The organism is Citrobacter meridianamericanus (genome assembly GCF_041320245.1).
Lineage (GTDB): Bacteria > Pseudomonadota > Gammaproteobacteria > Enterobacterales > Enterobacteriaceae > Citrobacter > Citrobacter meridianamericanus.
Genome location: NZ_CP101036.1, coordinates 4059700 through 4075225 on the forward strand (window position 1 = coordinate 4059700; position 15526 = coordinate 4075225).

Genomic DNA, 15526 nt, shown 5'->3' on the forward strand with positions numbered 1-15526 from the left:
TTGCGCCACACTGCACAGCCCCTGGGCAGGGACTGCAATGAGAGATTAAAACGCGAAACAGGAACAGCCAAGCGCGCCCCAGAAAGCCCGGTCATCCGACACCGGAATGCCTGATTGACGCGCAATATCATGCTGATGACCGTGTACGCCGCAGCTACCGCAGCACTGGTGCATCTGCACTATGGCGCCAATTTTTGCCGCATCAGGCGGCGCTGCGCGATAGTGCCCCGGCACCTTCACTACCGGCGACCAGTCAGGTATTACCGGGATAGCCGGCGGTGCAAGTGGGGTGAAGTGCCCGGCCGCATACACCACTTTGCCATCGACAATGGTCATCACTGACTCAATACCTTTGATCTCTTCTTCCGGCACGCTGAAGTAGTCTTTGGACAGCACCACCAGGTCGGCCAATTGATCTTTCTCGATGCGCCCTTTCTTACCCTGCTCGCTGGAGAACCAGGCGCTGCCAGCCGTCCACAGTTCCAGCGCCACGTCGCGCGGCAGGCGGTTGTTATCATCGTACATCGCCATTCCGCCAACAGTACGACCCGAAACCAGCCAATAGAGCGCGGTCCACGGGTTGTAGCTGGCCACGCGGGTGGCGTCAGTCCCCAGCCCGACCGGAACTTCAGCCGCCAGCATTTTTGCCACTGGCGGCGTATGTTTGACCGCATCTTTGCCATAACGATCGACAAAGTATTCCCCCTGGAATGCCATTCGGTGCTGAACCGCAATCCCGCCACCCAGCGCTTTAACGCGCTCGATATTCCGTTCAGTAATCGTTTCGGCGTGATCGAAAAACCAGTGCAGGCCATTGAACGGGATATCGCGATTTACCTTCTCAAACACGTCCAGCATACGGCTGATGGATTCATCGTAGGTGGCATGCAGGCGGAACGGCCAGCGGTGCTCCACCAGGTGGCGAACCACGCGCTCCAGTTCATCTTCCATACCCTCCGGCAGATCCGGGCGCGGCTGGAGGAAGTCTTCAAAATCCGCAGCCGAGAAGACCAGCATTTCCCCTGCCCCATTGGCACGGTAAAAGTCAGTCCCCTGCCCAGGCTTGAGCATGTCGGTCCAGCGTTCAAAGTCTTCCAGCTCCTGCTTAGGACGCTGGGTAAACAGGTTGTAGGCAATACGCACCGTCATCTGCTTGTTGGCATGTAACTGTTCAATTATCTCGTAATCTTCCGGATAGTTCTGGAAGCCACCGCCCGCGTCAATGGCGCTGGTCAGTCCCAAACGGTTCAGCTCTCGCATAAACTGGCGGGTCGAGTTAACCTGCATTTCCAGCGGCAGTTTTGGTCCTTTTGCCAGCGTCGAATAGAGGATCATGGCGTTGGGTTTGGCAATCAGCATGCCGGTCGGGTTGCCGTTGCTGTCACGTACAATCTCGCCGCCCATCGGATCCGGCGTTGCTTTGGTGTAGCCGACGGCTTTCAGCGCGGCGCGGTTCAGCAGCGCTCTGTCATAGAGATGCAGAACAAAAACCGGGGTATCCGGGGCCGCTTCATTGAGTTCTTCGAGGGTTGGCATGCGCCGTTCGGCAAACTGAAATTCACTCCAGCCGCCCACCACGCGTACCCATTGCGGCGACGGCGTTCTGTCCGCCTGCTCTTTGAGCATACGTAGCGCGTCCGCCAGTGACGGCACGCCTTCCCAACGTAATTCCAGATTGTAATTCAGACCGCCGCGAATCAGGTGCAGGTGTGAATCGTTCAGACCGGGGATCACCGTATGCCCCTGCAGATCGACAATCTGCGTCCCTTCGGTGGCAAAGCTCATGATCCGATCATGGCTACCGGTCGCCAGAATCTTACCGTTGGCGATCGCCACCGCCTCGACCTGCGGGTTTTGTCTTTCGAGCGTATGAATTTTTCCGTGAGTCAGAATCAGTGTGGCAGTTTGCGACATAACAATCTCCTGAGAAACCGGTCAGACTTTTTTCAGCCATCCGGCAAACAGACGGGTTACGATGGGCATCCAGAACCAGACCACCAACGCAACCACACAGGCATCATTGATCAGATGCAGGAGTAACGAACCCTTCAATGCAGGCAACACAATGCCGGTCAACCACGGCACCAGATTGGTGCTGGGAAAAATCACCAGCAGGGTTATCAGAAACTGTTTCCAGCGTCTCGGCTGACGTACATGGAGCGCGGGCGGAGTAAACCAGAACGCGGCTTCGGTACGAATTTCGGTTTTATCACCTTCCGCCAGCATCGGAGCAATCTCTTCTACCAGCCCACGGCGCGTATCGGACTGGGTCCAGTTATAAAGATGCTCAAGCGTGTCGAAACGAATAATGATATTCCACAGGTTGTCGCCATCCACAGGGCGAATCACATTCGCCCCGAGATGACCGGGAAACTCGGCCGCCACTGGCATAATTTTCCCCAGCCATTGCTCATATCGCTGTGCCTGCTCAGGCAGCAGGGTGTGGGTAATCACCAACGTCACATGTTTGTTCTGCGCCATGAAGGGTTCCTTGTTGAGAGGAAACAGACCGCTTAGGCCAGGAAAGCAATACACAAAATCATTCATGGTGCATCGAGGCGGCAAGGTTGTGGATCCCCGGGAGCTTACATCAGTAAGCGACCGGGGTACGCAAGCGAAGCCAACAAAGATGCAGCATGAAGGATGAAGTGTATTCAGGCTTTACGTTCCGGCGCGCCATGCACCATGGTATAGGCGTAATCCACGCCCATCCCGTAGGCACCGCTGTGCTCGCGCACCAGATCCATGACAGCGTCGTAGGTTTCTTTACGGGACCAGTCGCGCTGATACTCAAGAAGTACCTGTTGCCAGGTCACGGGTACGGCACCCGCCTGTACCATGCGGTCAATGGAACGCTCATGGGCATCCACCGACGTGCCGCCTGAAGTATCTGTTACCACATACACTTCATAGCCCGCTTCCAGCGCCATCAGCGCCGGGAAAGTCAGACACACTTCGGTCCACAGCGCGGAGATAATCAGTTTTTTACGCCCGGTCGCTTCTACGGCCTTCACAAACGCCGCATCTTCCCAGGAGTTCATCGAGGTGCGTTCAATCGGTTTCACATCAGGATGTACCGCTAATAATTCTGGCCAGATATATCCGCTAAAACTTTTTGTTTCCACAGAAGTATAAATCACTGGAACATTGAATATTTTCCCGGCTTTCGCTAATGCGACGGTATTATTTTTCAATGTCTGGCGATCGATATTCGCCACACCAAATGACATTTGCGGCTGATGATCAATAAAAATTAGCGTAGAGTTTTGTGGGTCAATCAGTTCCCGAATAGACATAGCACACCTTCTTAATCAATAAGTTAAAAGGCAACGGTCTGTTTCTGCCGTCAGCAGCAGGATCCTGAATCAGAAAGCTTGTTGAGTATAGCGGGAAATTTCTAACGAGTTATTAAAGAAAACTTACCGTCTAGTGAAACTATTCGTTCTGTGTTGCGATATATCTTAAACAATGTCAAAAAAATGCGCATGTCTCATCTAATTTATTCACTGGCATTGTTTTTCTCCATTCGGTAAAACAGAGGGGTTTAATTTTCAGGATATTTTTTGCTTATGCGCATCAATCTGGATGTATTGCTAATCCTCGACGCACTCGACAAACAGGGGTCCTTTGCTGCGGCGGCCGAATCGCTGTTTAAAACCCCTGCTGCACTCAGCTATATGATTCAGAAGCTGGAAAGCGATTTGAATATCGAATTGCTTGACCGCTCTGGGCATCGGGCAAAATTTACCGACACCGGGCAGATGATGCTGGAAAAAGGACGTTTGCTGCTGAGCGCGGCCAAAGATCTCGAAAAGCAAGCGATACAGCTAAGTTCAGGCTGGGAAAAAGAGCTGGCGATTGCGTTGGACGACTCTTTTCCTTTCACCGCGCTATTGCCCATTATCGATGAATTTCACGCGCTTAATATGCAAACCCGCCTGAGCTTTACCCACCACACGCTGGCAGGATCATGGGAGGAGCTGACCCATAATGGAGCAGATATCATTCTGGGGGCGATTAATGAACCGCCAACGTCAGCGGCCTGGTCTTACAAAATGCTCGGCACGCTGGACAATGTGTTTGTCGTTGCGCCTGATCATCCGCTGGCTGCAGCACCTGACGGTCTGACGAACGAACAGCTGTGTCTGCATCGGGCGATTGTTATCAGCGACAGCGCCCGCTTTTGTCATCCGTTACAAACCAACCTGATGGAGGAGCAGGCGCAGATCCGCGTCGATGATTTCCACAGTAAGGTGATGCTATTGCGAGCAGGCATGGGATGCGGATTTCTCCCCCGCCATATTGCCAACCCGTGGCTTGCCACGGGCGAGCTGGTGGAAAAAGCGGTCATCTCATTTCGCCAAAAAGACGTGGCCTATATGGCATGGCGTAATAACCGCGATGGGCTGGCGCAGCGCTGGTGGCGGGAAGCGCTGCTGGCAAGCCCGGAGGTGGCGCGCTTGTATCAATGACCTGACCACACCGAGGCGGAAATTGCCGGCAGCGTCAGGATATCGTCGACAAGCACGCCTGTTCCTTCTTTGAGCTGCCATTGACTGACGCTCAATAATGGCGAGGCAGGCAGGACCACTTCGCAGGCGTGACCACGGTTAATCGCCACCAATACGCGCTGGCGGTTTAGCACCCGTACAAACACCACCACGTTCTCCTCGGCGTAAATCACCTGACATCCACCGTGGCGGAGCGCCTGGCTCTGGTGACGTAATTTGGCCAGACGCTGATACAACGCCAGCAGGTCAGCGTCCTGTTTTGCAGGCTGCCACGGGAACGGTTTGCGACAAAACGGATCGTTATTTCCGTCCAGTCCCACTTCGTCGCCGTAGTAAACACAGGGTACGCCCGGCCAGGTAAACAGCCACACCACCGCCAGCGGTAAACGTGCGACGTCTTTACCGAGCAGAGACTTAAAGCGAGCAGTATCGTGGCTGTCGAGCTGGTTGAACATGCGCAATTGCTGTTGATGCGACAACCCCGCGCGGTAGTTATCCATCCACGCCATACAGGTCTGGGCGTCAATAGATTGCGGATCGTATGAGATATCGGTATTGGCGAGAAATCCCCAGATCGGAAAGGTAAAACCGCGATAGTTCATGGCGGCATCTTCCGCGTCGGCCTGCAACCACTGGCGCGCGTCGCCAAAATGCTCGCCCACTATATACGCCTCTGGCTGGGTTTCTTTCGCCGCCTGCGTAATGCCAGCCACGTGTTGTAGGTTGTTACGTGCGCCTCCTGCCTCTCCCAGCATGTGCACCACATCAAGACGCCAGCCGTCCATACTCCACGGCGCTTTCAGCCAGTGACGGACGATACTGTCTTCGCCGCGATAAATTTCATTTACCAGGCTTTCCGAAGAAAAGTCCAGCTTAGGCAAGCTGGCATATCCCAGCCAGTCGAGCGCAACGCCGTCGGCTGAGAAATGATACCAGTCGCGCCAGGGAGATTCTGGGTTATGGCACGCCCCGTCCGTTCCCCGATTATGTCGGTCAAACCAGGCGTGCGAATCGCCGCTATGGTTAAAAACACCGTCCAGAATCAGGCGCATGCCCTGCTGTTGCGTTTTGTGACGCAGGCGCAGCAGCGCCGTGTCGCCGCCAAATTGCGGATCAACATGACGGTAATCTTCGGTATCGTATTTATGCACGCTCGGCGCGGTAAACACCGGATTCAGGTACAGCGCCGTGATCCCTAACGTTTTCAGGTACGGCAGCTTTTCGCTGATACCGTCCAAATCACCGCCATAAAACGTTGAGCCACCAGCCTGAGCCGTAAGCGGTTCATCCCATTCGCGCCGCACAATATCGTGTCCGGCAGCGTGGTGATAATAGACGTTATCCTGATCAGCTTCACGCGACTGGCTGCGGGCAAAACGGTCCGGGAAAATTTGGTAAAAAATCTGGTCAGCGACCCACTGAGGACCATTATCCGGCACATCAACCGCAAATTGTTCCAGACGCGCAGGCGGAAAACGGCTGAATCCTTGTGGGGTAAACCACAGCTGACGGTCGCGCCAAAGTAATTTAAAACTATAGCGTCTTCGAGGCTGACCGCTGGAGAGATCGATCGCCGCTCGCCACGCGGTCACGCCCGACTGCGGCTGGCTACGCTGCTTGTGCATGCTCAGCGAAATCTCTTCGTTATCATTTTCTGCGCGTAGCGTCACCCGCTGGGGTGGATTTTCCCCCGCCAGCCATAACGTAATCGTCAGTTGATCTTTGTTTTGCTTAACAAATGGGGCAACCGGAAGGTGCCAGGCGTTCAACATCACGTATCCCCTTATGTGTTCAATCTGTGGTTTACTCCCCATCGTAGTTGATTTGGTAGCTTCCGGTGTAGCCTGATTTCCCCTTGGGTTTAAAGCCCGTATCAAAGCAAATTGCGCACCTGAAGCCGCCTTATCCATAAGCCCGTATTGTTGAATGAATTCACAAGTTCGCACATAAGGCAGGGAAACGATGAGGCAGCCACAATCAGCAGGAAAGCTTAAAACTCAGGTTGCACTGGATGTGTCCGGTAAGACACTTGATGTACATATTTACGCTGACAGCAAAGCATTTACCGTATCAAACAATGAGCCGGGTTTCAGACAGCTTTGTGATGAACTGTCTGGCTATGATGTGACGATGATCCTGATGGAATCAACCGGAGGCTATGAGGATAACGCCGCCTGTTATCTCCAGTTACAGGGCCACGATATCGTTGTTGTGAACCCACGTCATGCCAGAAACTTTGCCCGGGCGATGGGAAAACTGGCGAAAACTGACCGTATTGATGCGGCTGTTCTGGCGCATATGGCCTTTATGATTGATTCCGGCCCGGACCGTGAGCGCTACATCAGACCTGTCACTGACGAACAACGAAAACAACTTTCCGGTATGACCGGGCGTCGCCGTCAGGTGGTGGATTTGATTACCACGGAAAAACAGCGGCTGACTCATGCCGATGATTACGCCAGGGCAAGTATTCAGAATACGCTGGCCTCTCTTCGGGCTGAACTTAAACAGATTGAGTCCGACATCTCCCGTTACGTTAAAAAAAACTTTGCAGAGCTGGCAGACCGGCTTTTAGCCATTCCGGGCGTGGGTGAACAGGCCATGACCGTGCTGATTGGTGATTTTGCTGAACTCGGGCATGTTGACCGCCGCCGCATCAGCGCCTTACTTGGCGTGGCCCCGTTTAATCAGGACTCGGGTAACTTCAGGGGACGCCGCCGTATCTGGGGTGGGCGTCAGTCCGTTCGAAACATTCTTTACATGGGAATCATTGCCGCCACCCGCTTTAATCCGGTGATTAAGGCGTTCTATGAACGTCTGGTTCACAGGGGAAAACCCAAGAAAGTCGCCCTTATTGCCTGTATGCATAAGCTGGTGAATATCATCAACGCGATGATGAGAACGGGCAAACCCTTTGATATGACACGTCACGGGGTGTGATATGCAGACAATCCTCTACGATTACAGTCCTGATTTTCCCGGCTGCGGGGTACTGGTTGACCTGCCGGACGGTGAAGGCGTGTTCTTTGACTCGTTCGAGGCGTTCCTGATGTTTGTGGATGATGAATTTCCGGGCTCCGAACTGGTGCCACTGTTTGCGGAGGGTGAAAATGAATACCTCTGAAAACGTGGTGCGTGTGGATGCGCTGTCATTTTCGTTTAACGTGTCTTACATGCGTGACCTGTCGCAGTGGCATGAGTTCAGGAAAGTATCCGGCTATAACGGTGTGCTGCCTGAGTTCCCGAAAGCACCTTCGCAGATTGATTTCCGTACCGGGTTAACGCTGGATGCTGCTGATTATCAGCGACGGCTTGATGATTATCTGCATGACCACTGCAACGCCGTATATCAGCGTGTTTTCCTGTTTTTTGACCGTATTCTTGGGCTGTCCGTGGGGCCGGTTCGTTCCCGTGGTATGCAGGGTTACAGCCATTCGTGCCGCCTGTTCTCTGCTGACGGTAAAACAGAATGCGGCTGGTTAATGTTTGGCGGGGCTAATCAGAAAGACACAGCGCATGTTCAGTTATCTGGTGTGGGTTGTCGTCATCTGTTTATGCACACCACGCCTTACCTGCTCTGGAATACCCTGCGCGGCCTGGGCGTTACCCGACTGTCGCGTATCGACCTGTGCTTTGATGACTTTACCGGAAATTTTGATACGTCCTATGCCCTGACAGCCTATAAAGACCGGGCGTTCCTGTCGGGGAAAGGTGGGCGCGTCCAGGAACTCGACGTTCGTCGGCCTCTGACGGGTGACACTCTCCGGGGTGATACGGTTTATGTCGGTAAGCGTAAATCCCGGATTTACTGGCGCGTGTATGACAAGGCCCTTGAGCAGAAAATTGAAGGCGTGTCCTGGTACCGGTCAGAAGTCGAACTCAAAAAAGTGACCGTCGATGTGCTTTCTGATGTGGATGCATTTTTTGCCGGATTATGTGACTACTCGGCTTCTGTACTGAGCAAACATATTGAGCGCGTCAGGCAGCTCCCGTCCGATGAGCGCCGGGTACAGGAAAATATTCTCCCCTGTCTTGAATTACTTGGCAGGGTACAGCGTGTACGTCGCCAGTTCGCCAGAATAGCCGGGGATGTGCTGGATATATTCGACGGCGATACAGGCGCGGCATTCGGACTGCTGGCCTGTCCGGATGCAGTTAAAAAATATTCTCTCGATGATTATGAATCCACCCTTAAAAGGGGTGGTGTCATATTCAGTCATTCAATGAAGCATCAGCGTTTATATGGGGTAAATTAATAATGAAAACAGGATTTATTTTTCGTGGTACTGCACTGGGTACTCGTGCAAAGGAATCAAACTTTGACGGAAAAGCCAGTACTAAATGGTTCCTGGGTGTCATGTCATCTGTTCAGAATGAATATGGTCTTGAAGACCAGAAAACACAGGAATTCAGGATTGGTAACAGCAATGACTTTACTAATCTGCTTAATTACTACAATTCCCTGAAAGGGAAAATAGTTGAAGTCTCTTTTGAGAACCGTAAATACACACTTGATGATGGTCGTCAGGGTACTAATATTTTTGTCACTGGTGTTATTGAGTGTAAACCGGATAAATAAATTGCAGGTGACATCATGAACCTTGAATTCAAACCGTTTCGCGAATTGATTGAATACGCTTCCCGTAATGATCACGATGTTGTGATTCGTCGTTCTTATTGTTTAATTGAATTGTCTGGTAGCCCTGACTATATCATTTTCTTTGAGGTGAACGATGGTCTTTGCATTATCAAAGGCACATATGGCAGGGCTATAAATCCGGTAAAGATTACCGTAGAAGATTTCAAGTCTATTTTTTCGTAGATGATAAATCATAATGGCTTCTGGTGATTTTTATTTAATATTGTTGTATGGGCTGGCCCCGTTGATATTGTTTATTCTGTCGTTTATCGCGGGGCTTTTGTTGGGGGATTAATTAAATGGGGTATTTATATGATTTAATAGGTCCGTTTCTTAAGGATAAAGAGCCTGTAGAGTATCTTTTTATTTTATGGTTCTTTTCTTTATTATCTGGTTTTGGCTCTGGTTTTCTTCTCGCTTTTATTAAGCGAACGTTTATTTCTTCTTCCCGTTAAAGAGGTATTTCATGAATATTACTACTGGTTTTAAATTAAAAGCTTTGGCTGCTGCTGTAATGGCTGGCACCTCTGGCTCTGCACTTGCAGCGAGTACGGCTCCGGATCCGTCAACTTTCATTACAACGGCTATGCTGGAAGCTATTTCTAATCCTATCCTTGTCACAATGGGGGCGGTTGTTACTGCGGCGTTCGGTATCCTGACGTTTAAACTCGTTGTCAGCGTTGGCATGGGTGTTATTAAGTCTTTCTTTGCTAAGGCTGCTTCATAAAATTAATATACTCACGCCCTCTTTACAGGGGGCGTTTTTATTGAGATTCACATTATGAAAATCCTTTTTCTTATCCTCTCTTTATTTTCCCTTTCTGGGCATGCTGCCGATACTGAAGTTAATCCTGATACACACCCTGTTATATATGAAGGAGGGATGGATTTAGCTGTCAAAAGGCCGGATGGGTTTTATAAGACTACTTTTTTCGGCAAAGAGTATATTTGTTTTAATTGTGTTATTGATGAAGAAACAAAGCGTGCAACGGGCATATGGCATCGTAATTTGCCATCTGATGATGCTGAAAGTTTCAACCCACAAACAAATTTTTGTTCTTCTTATAACATCCTCAAAGATGAGCAATTTGTTTTAGATAACGTTAAACGCAATGGGCAAACTTCTGATTATACATATTCAGCAAGTAACCATTGTTTTTATTCTATAAACGCTAAATCAATTGGCTCAACTGAGAAAAATAATTACTTCCCATTTATTCAAAAAGTAAAGCTTTCTAAAAACTTCCAGCCTTATATTAAAGGGGTTGTGCGTGATGCTGTTACACCTGTATCTTTTGATGCTTTTAATTCAACTATTCCTTTAGCGCCATACCCTGATGTTAATGGAGATAATTTCCAGCGTTCTTTGCCTGATTATCTTTCTAATTATTCCTCTTATAGCAGAAACGATTTACTTAGCCTGTTTCACTACGTGGAAATTAAAAAAACAATGTCACCCTTTGAGCTTTCAGATCCAGAGATCGGAAAGTTTTATATCTGCTCTGTTCCCGGTGCAGCTCCTGGTGATGTCCTCAAAAATTATGATAAGTACTTAAATTCATGTCGTTTAAATCCTTTATTTGCACTTAAATCTGTAGACCCTGCTGTTTACGGATACAGCACACAAATTGTTCTTAAATCTGAGGTGGAACCTGAAGAACCTGATGGCGGTGATTCCGACAACGGTGGCGATTCTGGCGACGGCGGTGGCTCTGGCGGTGGCTCTGGCGGTGGTTCCGGTGGCGGTTCTGGCGGTGGTTCCGGTGGTGGTTCCGGTGGTGGTTCCGGCGGCGGTTCTGGCGGCGGCAACGGCGGCGGCGACGGCTCCGGAGGCGGCGGCGGCGGCGACGGCTCAGGTGGTGGGAATGGTTCTGGCGGTAACGGCTCCGGTGGCGGGAATACTGATGGCGACGGCGACTTACTTGCCGAGGTTAAAGCCTTTCATCGTTCCTTTAAAGACAGCCTGGTTTTTAATGATAAAACACCTGAATTTGATGATTCAAATCTTGATTTTTCAGACCTCACTAATACAACAAATGGGTATCTCGATAATATAGAGGAAAGTTTTAATTCTTCCGTTCCTTCTTTTAAATCATCATTAGATGCGTTAAAAAATCAAATCCCTGATATGTCATTAAATATAGATGATATTAATAATACCCTTGTTGGCATAACGGGGGTATGTCGCCCATTATCATTTGATATTACTCTCGGCCTTGTTGATAACAAAACACTAAAAAAAACGATTGTACTTAATGATTTTTGTATATGGTATGACAAAAATTTAAGAGGCTTTATTACATGGATTTTTAAAATCATGACAGCGGTTGCTGTATATTTCATTGTCGTTCGTGGATTACAGAGGGTTAAATAATGTGGTATGTTGCGCTTGTTAACGTTCTTTCATTTTTATTTCGTACTTCCTTAGCCTGGGTGATTTCACAATTTACACGGCTTATTTCAGTTGGTGCGGGATTGTTTTTTTATTCTTTATTCAATCTTACATCTGGTCATATTTTATTCTTAACCGTATTTGTCAGTGTTGTTGGTGTGGCTGTTAAATCTCTTCTGGATATGGCTAACGGATATCTTTATGATTTGCTGAATACGGGTTCTTTCTCTGGTGATATCTGGCTTTGTTTTATGAGTCTTTTACCTGTTAACCTGACTCAATATATAAGTATAATTGTTTCTGCTCAGGCTGCTGTTTTAGGTGTTCATTTTCTTGTGATTTATTCAAGGGAACTGTTAAGAATTACCACTTCTCCATTCTCTTTACCGTTCTTTAAAAAATAGGTGTTATATGGCTATTTATGTCACGCAGGGGGAATTAGGAGCAGGAAAGGGCATATTTGGCGCTTATATTATGTCATTATATTATAATGACGGTGATAGTGAGGTTAAATGTGCGGCTAACTATCCTTTTTATACTGAACATCTTGGCTCTCGTTCGTCTAAATCAATCACCGTTTTACCTTGTAATGTTCGTTCATCAGACCTTAATGCATTGGGTATGGGTTCACCTGACGCCTATAAAGATAAATTTGGTGTTCTTATTCTGGATGAATGTGCAAGTTTTCTTAATTCCCGCGATTATCGGGACTCTGACAGAAAGAAAATTCTTGAATGGTTGATTCATGCCCGTAAACATCATTGGGATGTTTATTTGCTGGTACAACACCCTGATATGCTTGATTCTCAGGTCAGGGAAGCACTGATAGAGAATCTTGTTATTCTTAATCGTCTTGATCATATCCGCATACCGTTTATTTCTTCTTTTATGGAAATGACCAGACCGAAAGATTATGGCATTAATAAATCTAAAAAATCAATTCTGCCTCATCTTGTACAGGCCCGTTTTTACTATAAAAAGAAGGGGCAACATGATAAACCTTTTAACTCTCTGACATTTCGCGCTAAACATTTTTATCCATGCTATGACACGGATTATAAATTTACTGACGGAGGTGAGCTTGTTGGCAATGATTTTATTGATATGCGTTCGTCTTATTCTCTTATTCCTGGGGTGATTATGTCAGGCAATATAACTCCGGTTAAACAAACTGAGGTTATTTCTGATTCGAAACCATCGGAAAAGCCAGTTAAGGAGAAAGGGTGTTTTTCACTGATTATAAAGTTTTCTGTTTTACTTGTTTTAGGTTATCTTTGTTATCTGATTTGGTCGTCTTATTTTGGCTCTGATAATAAAAGTTCTCATTCTTCTGAATCATTTCAGTCGTCATCTTCCACGGCTGTTCCCGCTGCGGGTGTTGTTCCTGCCACACCGGCTTTACCCGTTCTTTCGTCAAAGTGGCGGTTGTCCGGTTATCTGGTCTCTTCTGATACTGAACGTTATTTCATACTGACAGATAATGCGGGCAATATTCGTTATCATGAATCTGACCAGCAATATAAGGGGCGTTTTACGCAACTTGTTATAGGTAATGAGCTTGTTACGTTTTATTCCGGTTCTTCCGGTTCTTCCGGTAATTCAGTTAATCAGCCTGATATGGCTGAACAACTTAATTCCGGTGTCAGCAATGCTACTTCATCTATTTTCCAGCAGGGTAAATAATATGCGACTTCTTCCTTTTTCTTTATTTTGTTTGTGCTGTCAGGTATCCGCAGCGGGTACTGATTTTGAAGTTAATACAATGAAATTCCCTGAGGCTGTTTCCGTTTTATGGAATCAGATTTTGAAACGTCCCTTTATGCTGTCGCCAGAACTGACGCAGGATGCGAGGATGTTAACTTTGCATATTCATCCTGATAATGATGAACGGGAGTTTATTCTTCGTTATCTGGAAAACATGAATGTTAAAGTGGTTCAGAAAAAGGGTATTGATTATCTCTACACCTATAAACCTGTTATTTCTCCACCACGTTTTTACACCTATACCTATACGCCGCGCTATCGTGATGTGCCTTATCTGGCCCAGGCGCTGGGGACGTCATTCACCCAGAGCGTGGCTAATGCAGGTGCTGACGGGGTACAGATTTCCAGCGCTGAACAACCATTCATGAGTACATCCGGCGATACGTTTGTTTATCGTGGTACTAAGCGAAATATAGAGCAGATAGAAAAACTTCTGGATGAAATAGACGTCAGAGCTGAGCAGGTGCTTGTATCGGCGTTTGTATTTGAAGTACAGACCAATGAAAAAAACGGTTCCGGCCTTGTGCTGGCGTCTAAATTACTCAATGACCGCTTCAGTATCGGAATAGGGTCAAAACAGGGTTACGGTAATTTTATTCAGTTTAATGGCCCGTCATTTGATGCGTTATATGAGTTGTTCCGTACAGATAACCGGTTTTCGCTGGTCAGTTCGCCACGGCTGCGGGTGGTGTCAGGTCAGGAGTCATCATTTTCTGTTGGTGCCAGTGTGCCCACGGTCGGATCTCTGACGTATGAGAACGGTACGCCTGTACAGTCAATTGTCTACCGTAATACGGGTGTTGATTTCAAAGTCAGGCCATTAATAACGCGCGATCTGGTATCGATGAAAATAGACCAGCAATTAAGCGACTATGCCGAAACGACTACGGGCGTTAATAACTCGCCGACGTTCACGACAAGGCAGATTGTCACCAATGTAAATATGAAGAACGGGGATATTATTGTTTTATCGGGACTGGCTGAGAATAAAGATGGTGAGCAGAATACAGGGTTATCGTTTCTGCCAAAATCATGGTCAACAAAATCAGACCAGAAGCAAAGTACAGATTTGTTAATCGTCATCCAGGCTAAAAAGGTCTGAGGGGTGGGGCATGGATTACGATGATATTTTCGTCTGGCCTGATGGGTCATGGCTCTGTCGTGGTGATTACAGCGATGAGTGTGATCGATGGCGCGGTGATGATTATGAGGTGCTTTATGTTGGCACGCCGGATTACCATGATTTTCTCGATATCCGGGAAGAGTGATTTTTTGCTGTTGCATTGTGCATATAATGAGTGCGGGAGTGAAAGCTGAAGGCGGGCAGCTCCTGCACACAAAACAGCACGATGTGACAGGAAGGTGTATGTATAAACGGATCATGCGGTTTCTTTTGCCAGGCTGGTTTGGAACGGGCTTTTTGGTCGGTGTGTTTTTTCCGGTTTATTTGTGCATCTATAAAAAGCCGGTATTTGATGACTTGATCCTGAGTATCATTGATTTGTTATCGCTTTTACCATAGCAGCACTCCAGTGCGCGGCGTTCGTCGGTGATGGCCCGCGCGCTTACGTGAAAAAATGACGTAATACGGCGGTGTGGTTACGTGAAATTTCACGTAACGGAACATCAAAAAGTTTGTGCAACCGGGGTTGAAAATTCCGTAGCCGGTCGCGCTGCAGCAGAATCACTGGCACTGAGTTATTTCTTATAAATCATTATCTTAGTGAAAATGAGTGGTGATTTTTTTTGTTCTGGATTTCTGAATAAAATTGCCAGCACAACAAACAAATAAACAAACAAATAAACAAACAAATAAATGAATATATGATGTCCGTTATCGTTATGCACTGCCAGAACTGGCGGTGACTGAGTTGCCCGGAGAGCCTATTTTCGTGGTTCTAAGCCGTGGTGTGCATAATGTACGACTCGTTATGTTTAAAATGCCGCTGTGACAATGAGTTACACGAGCAGCGGCATCTTTAACATAACTTCATTGTGTGCACCTCGGCCATTTCTAAATGTCCTCTTGATCCTCTCCCGATCCATTCTCTGTCCGTGGGCCTTTCTCCCTGCAAAGCAGTTTTTCTCACAGGCGAGGTTAAGCACCGGCTTTCACGTTCGTGTCGGTCGTCGGCCCTCCAGTTCGGCAATGACTTTCATCCGGAGAGTGGGAGAACGCAACGCTCGCCGCAGCCAAGAGACCGAACGAAGTGAGCGAAC

General features: G+C 48.1%; 17 protein-coding genes. 13 read left to right on the top strand and 4 right to left on the bottom strand.

All coding sequences use genetic code 11. The features are described from left to right. Positions 1–45: 45 nt before the first annotated feature. The 3 genes from NMD08_RS19890 to NMD08_RS19900 all read right to left on the bottom strand — a co-directional run bounded on the left by NMD08_RS19890 (position 46) and on the right by NMD08_RS19900 (position 3296). Entirely contained in the window at positions 46–1914 is a 1869-nt protein-coding gene (locus tag NMD08_RS19890) for an amidohydrolase (protein WP_278238055.1), read from the bottom strand. 21 nt (positions 1915–1935) lie between these two features. Then, positions 1936–2481 carry an antibiotic biosynthesis monooxygenase gene (locus NMD08_RS19895; protein ID WP_370618854.1) on the bottom strand — a complete coding sequence of 182 codons (546 nt, stop codon included), beginning with the start codon at positions 2479–2481 and terminating at the stop codon, positions 1936–1938. Between the two features lie 173 nt (positions 2482–2654). Then, positions 2655–3296 (bottom strand): hydrolase, encoded by a 642-nt coding sequence (locus NMD08_RS19900; RefSeq protein ID WP_003021513.1) that lies wholly within the window; start codon positions 3294–3296, stop codon positions 2655–2657. Between the two features lie 273 nt (positions 3297–3569). Here NMD08_RS19900 and NMD08_RS19905 point away from each other — a divergent pair, with 273 nt between their 5' ends. Beyond that, entirely contained in the window at positions 3570–4472 is a 903-nt protein-coding gene (locus NMD08_RS19905; protein ID WP_151218603.1) for a LysR family transcriptional regulator, read from the top strand. On the opposite strand, the gene malZ is transcribed toward NMD08_RS19905, so the two are convergent. Next, positions 4466–6283, bottom strand: a complete 1818-nt coding sequence (gene malZ, locus NMD08_RS19910) for a maltodextrin glucosidase (RefSeq protein WP_370618856.1) — start codon at positions 6281–6283, stop codon at positions 4466–4468. The genes NMD08_RS19905 and malZ overlap by 7 nt on opposite strands. A 190-nt stretch (positions 6284–6473) precedes the next feature. Here malZ and NMD08_RS19915 point away from each other — a divergent pair, with 190 nt between their 5' ends. The 12 genes from NMD08_RS19915 to NMD08_RS19970 all read left to right on the top strand — a co-directional run bounded on the left by NMD08_RS19915 (position 6474) and on the right by NMD08_RS19970 (position 14828). Continuing rightward, a complete protein-coding gene (locus tag NMD08_RS19915; protein WP_370618858.1) occupies positions 6474–7451 on the top strand; it encodes an IS110 family transposase in 978 nt (325 codons plus the stop codon). 1 nt (position 7452) lies between these two features. Further along, a complete protein-coding gene (locus tag NMD08_RS19920) occupies positions 7453–7635 on the top strand; it encodes a hypothetical protein (protein WP_370618860.1) in 183 nt (60 codons plus the stop codon). Further along, complete coding sequence (locus NMD08_RS19925; RefSeq protein ID WP_370612139.1) at positions 7622–8767, top strand: replication initiation factor domain-containing protein; 1146 nt, start codon at positions 7622–7624, stop codon at positions 8765–8767. The genes NMD08_RS19920 and NMD08_RS19925 overlap by 14 nt, the downstream gene beginning before the upstream one ends. Positions 8768–8769: 2 nt before the next feature. Continuing rightward, positions 8770–9090 carry a DNA-binding protein gene (locus tag NMD08_RS19930; RefSeq protein WP_370612140.1) on the top strand — a complete coding sequence of 107 codons (321 nt, stop codon included), beginning with the start codon at positions 8770–8772 and terminating at the stop codon, positions 9088–9090. Positions 9091–9105: 15 nt separating this feature from the next. Further along, positions 9106–9333 (top strand): hypothetical protein, encoded by a 228-nt coding sequence (locus tag NMD08_RS19935; protein WP_370618862.1) that lies wholly within the window; start codon positions 9106–9108, stop codon positions 9331–9333. 283 nt (positions 9334–9616) lie between these two features. Continuing rightward, positions 9617–9877, top strand: coding sequence for a hypothetical protein (locus tag NMD08_RS19940; protein WP_370618268.1), 261 nt, complete (start codon positions 9617–9619; stop codon positions 9875–9877). A 54-nt stretch (positions 9878–9931) separates the two neighbouring features. Continuing rightward, the gene (locus tag NMD08_RS19945) at positions 9932–11524 is read left to right on the top strand and encodes a hypothetical protein (RefSeq protein ID WP_370618864.1); all 1593 of its coding nucleotides are present in this window, start codon (positions 9932–9934) and stop codon (positions 11522–11524) included. Further along, positions 11524–11946 (top strand): hypothetical protein, encoded by a 423-nt coding sequence (locus NMD08_RS19950; protein WP_370618278.1) that lies wholly within the window; start codon positions 11524–11526, stop codon positions 11944–11946. Before NMD08_RS19945 ends, NMD08_RS19950 begins: the two co-directional genes overlap by 1 nt. 7 nt (positions 11947–11953) lie before the next feature. Further along, entirely contained in the window at positions 11954–13225 is a 1272-nt protein-coding gene (locus tag NMD08_RS19955; RefSeq protein WP_370618866.1) for a zonular occludens toxin domain-containing protein, read from the top strand. 121 nt (positions 13226–13346) lie between these two features. Beyond that, the gene (locus NMD08_RS19960; RefSeq protein ID WP_370618868.1) at positions 13347–14408 is read left to right on the top strand and encodes a type II secretion system protein GspD; all 1062 of its coding nucleotides are present in this window, start codon (positions 13347–13349) and stop codon (positions 14406–14408) included. A gap of 10 nt (positions 14409–14418) precedes the next feature. Then, on the top strand, positions 14419–14574 hold the full coding sequence (locus NMD08_RS19965; RefSeq protein ID WP_370618870.1) for a hypothetical protein: 156 nt from the start codon (positions 14419–14421) through the stop codon (positions 14572–14574). 38 nt (positions 14575–14612) lie between these two features. After that, a complete protein-coding gene (locus tag NMD08_RS19970; RefSeq protein ID WP_370618872.1) occupies positions 14613–14828 on the top strand; it encodes a hypothetical protein in 216 nt (71 codons plus the stop codon). Positions 14829–15526: the final 698 nt, after the last annotated feature.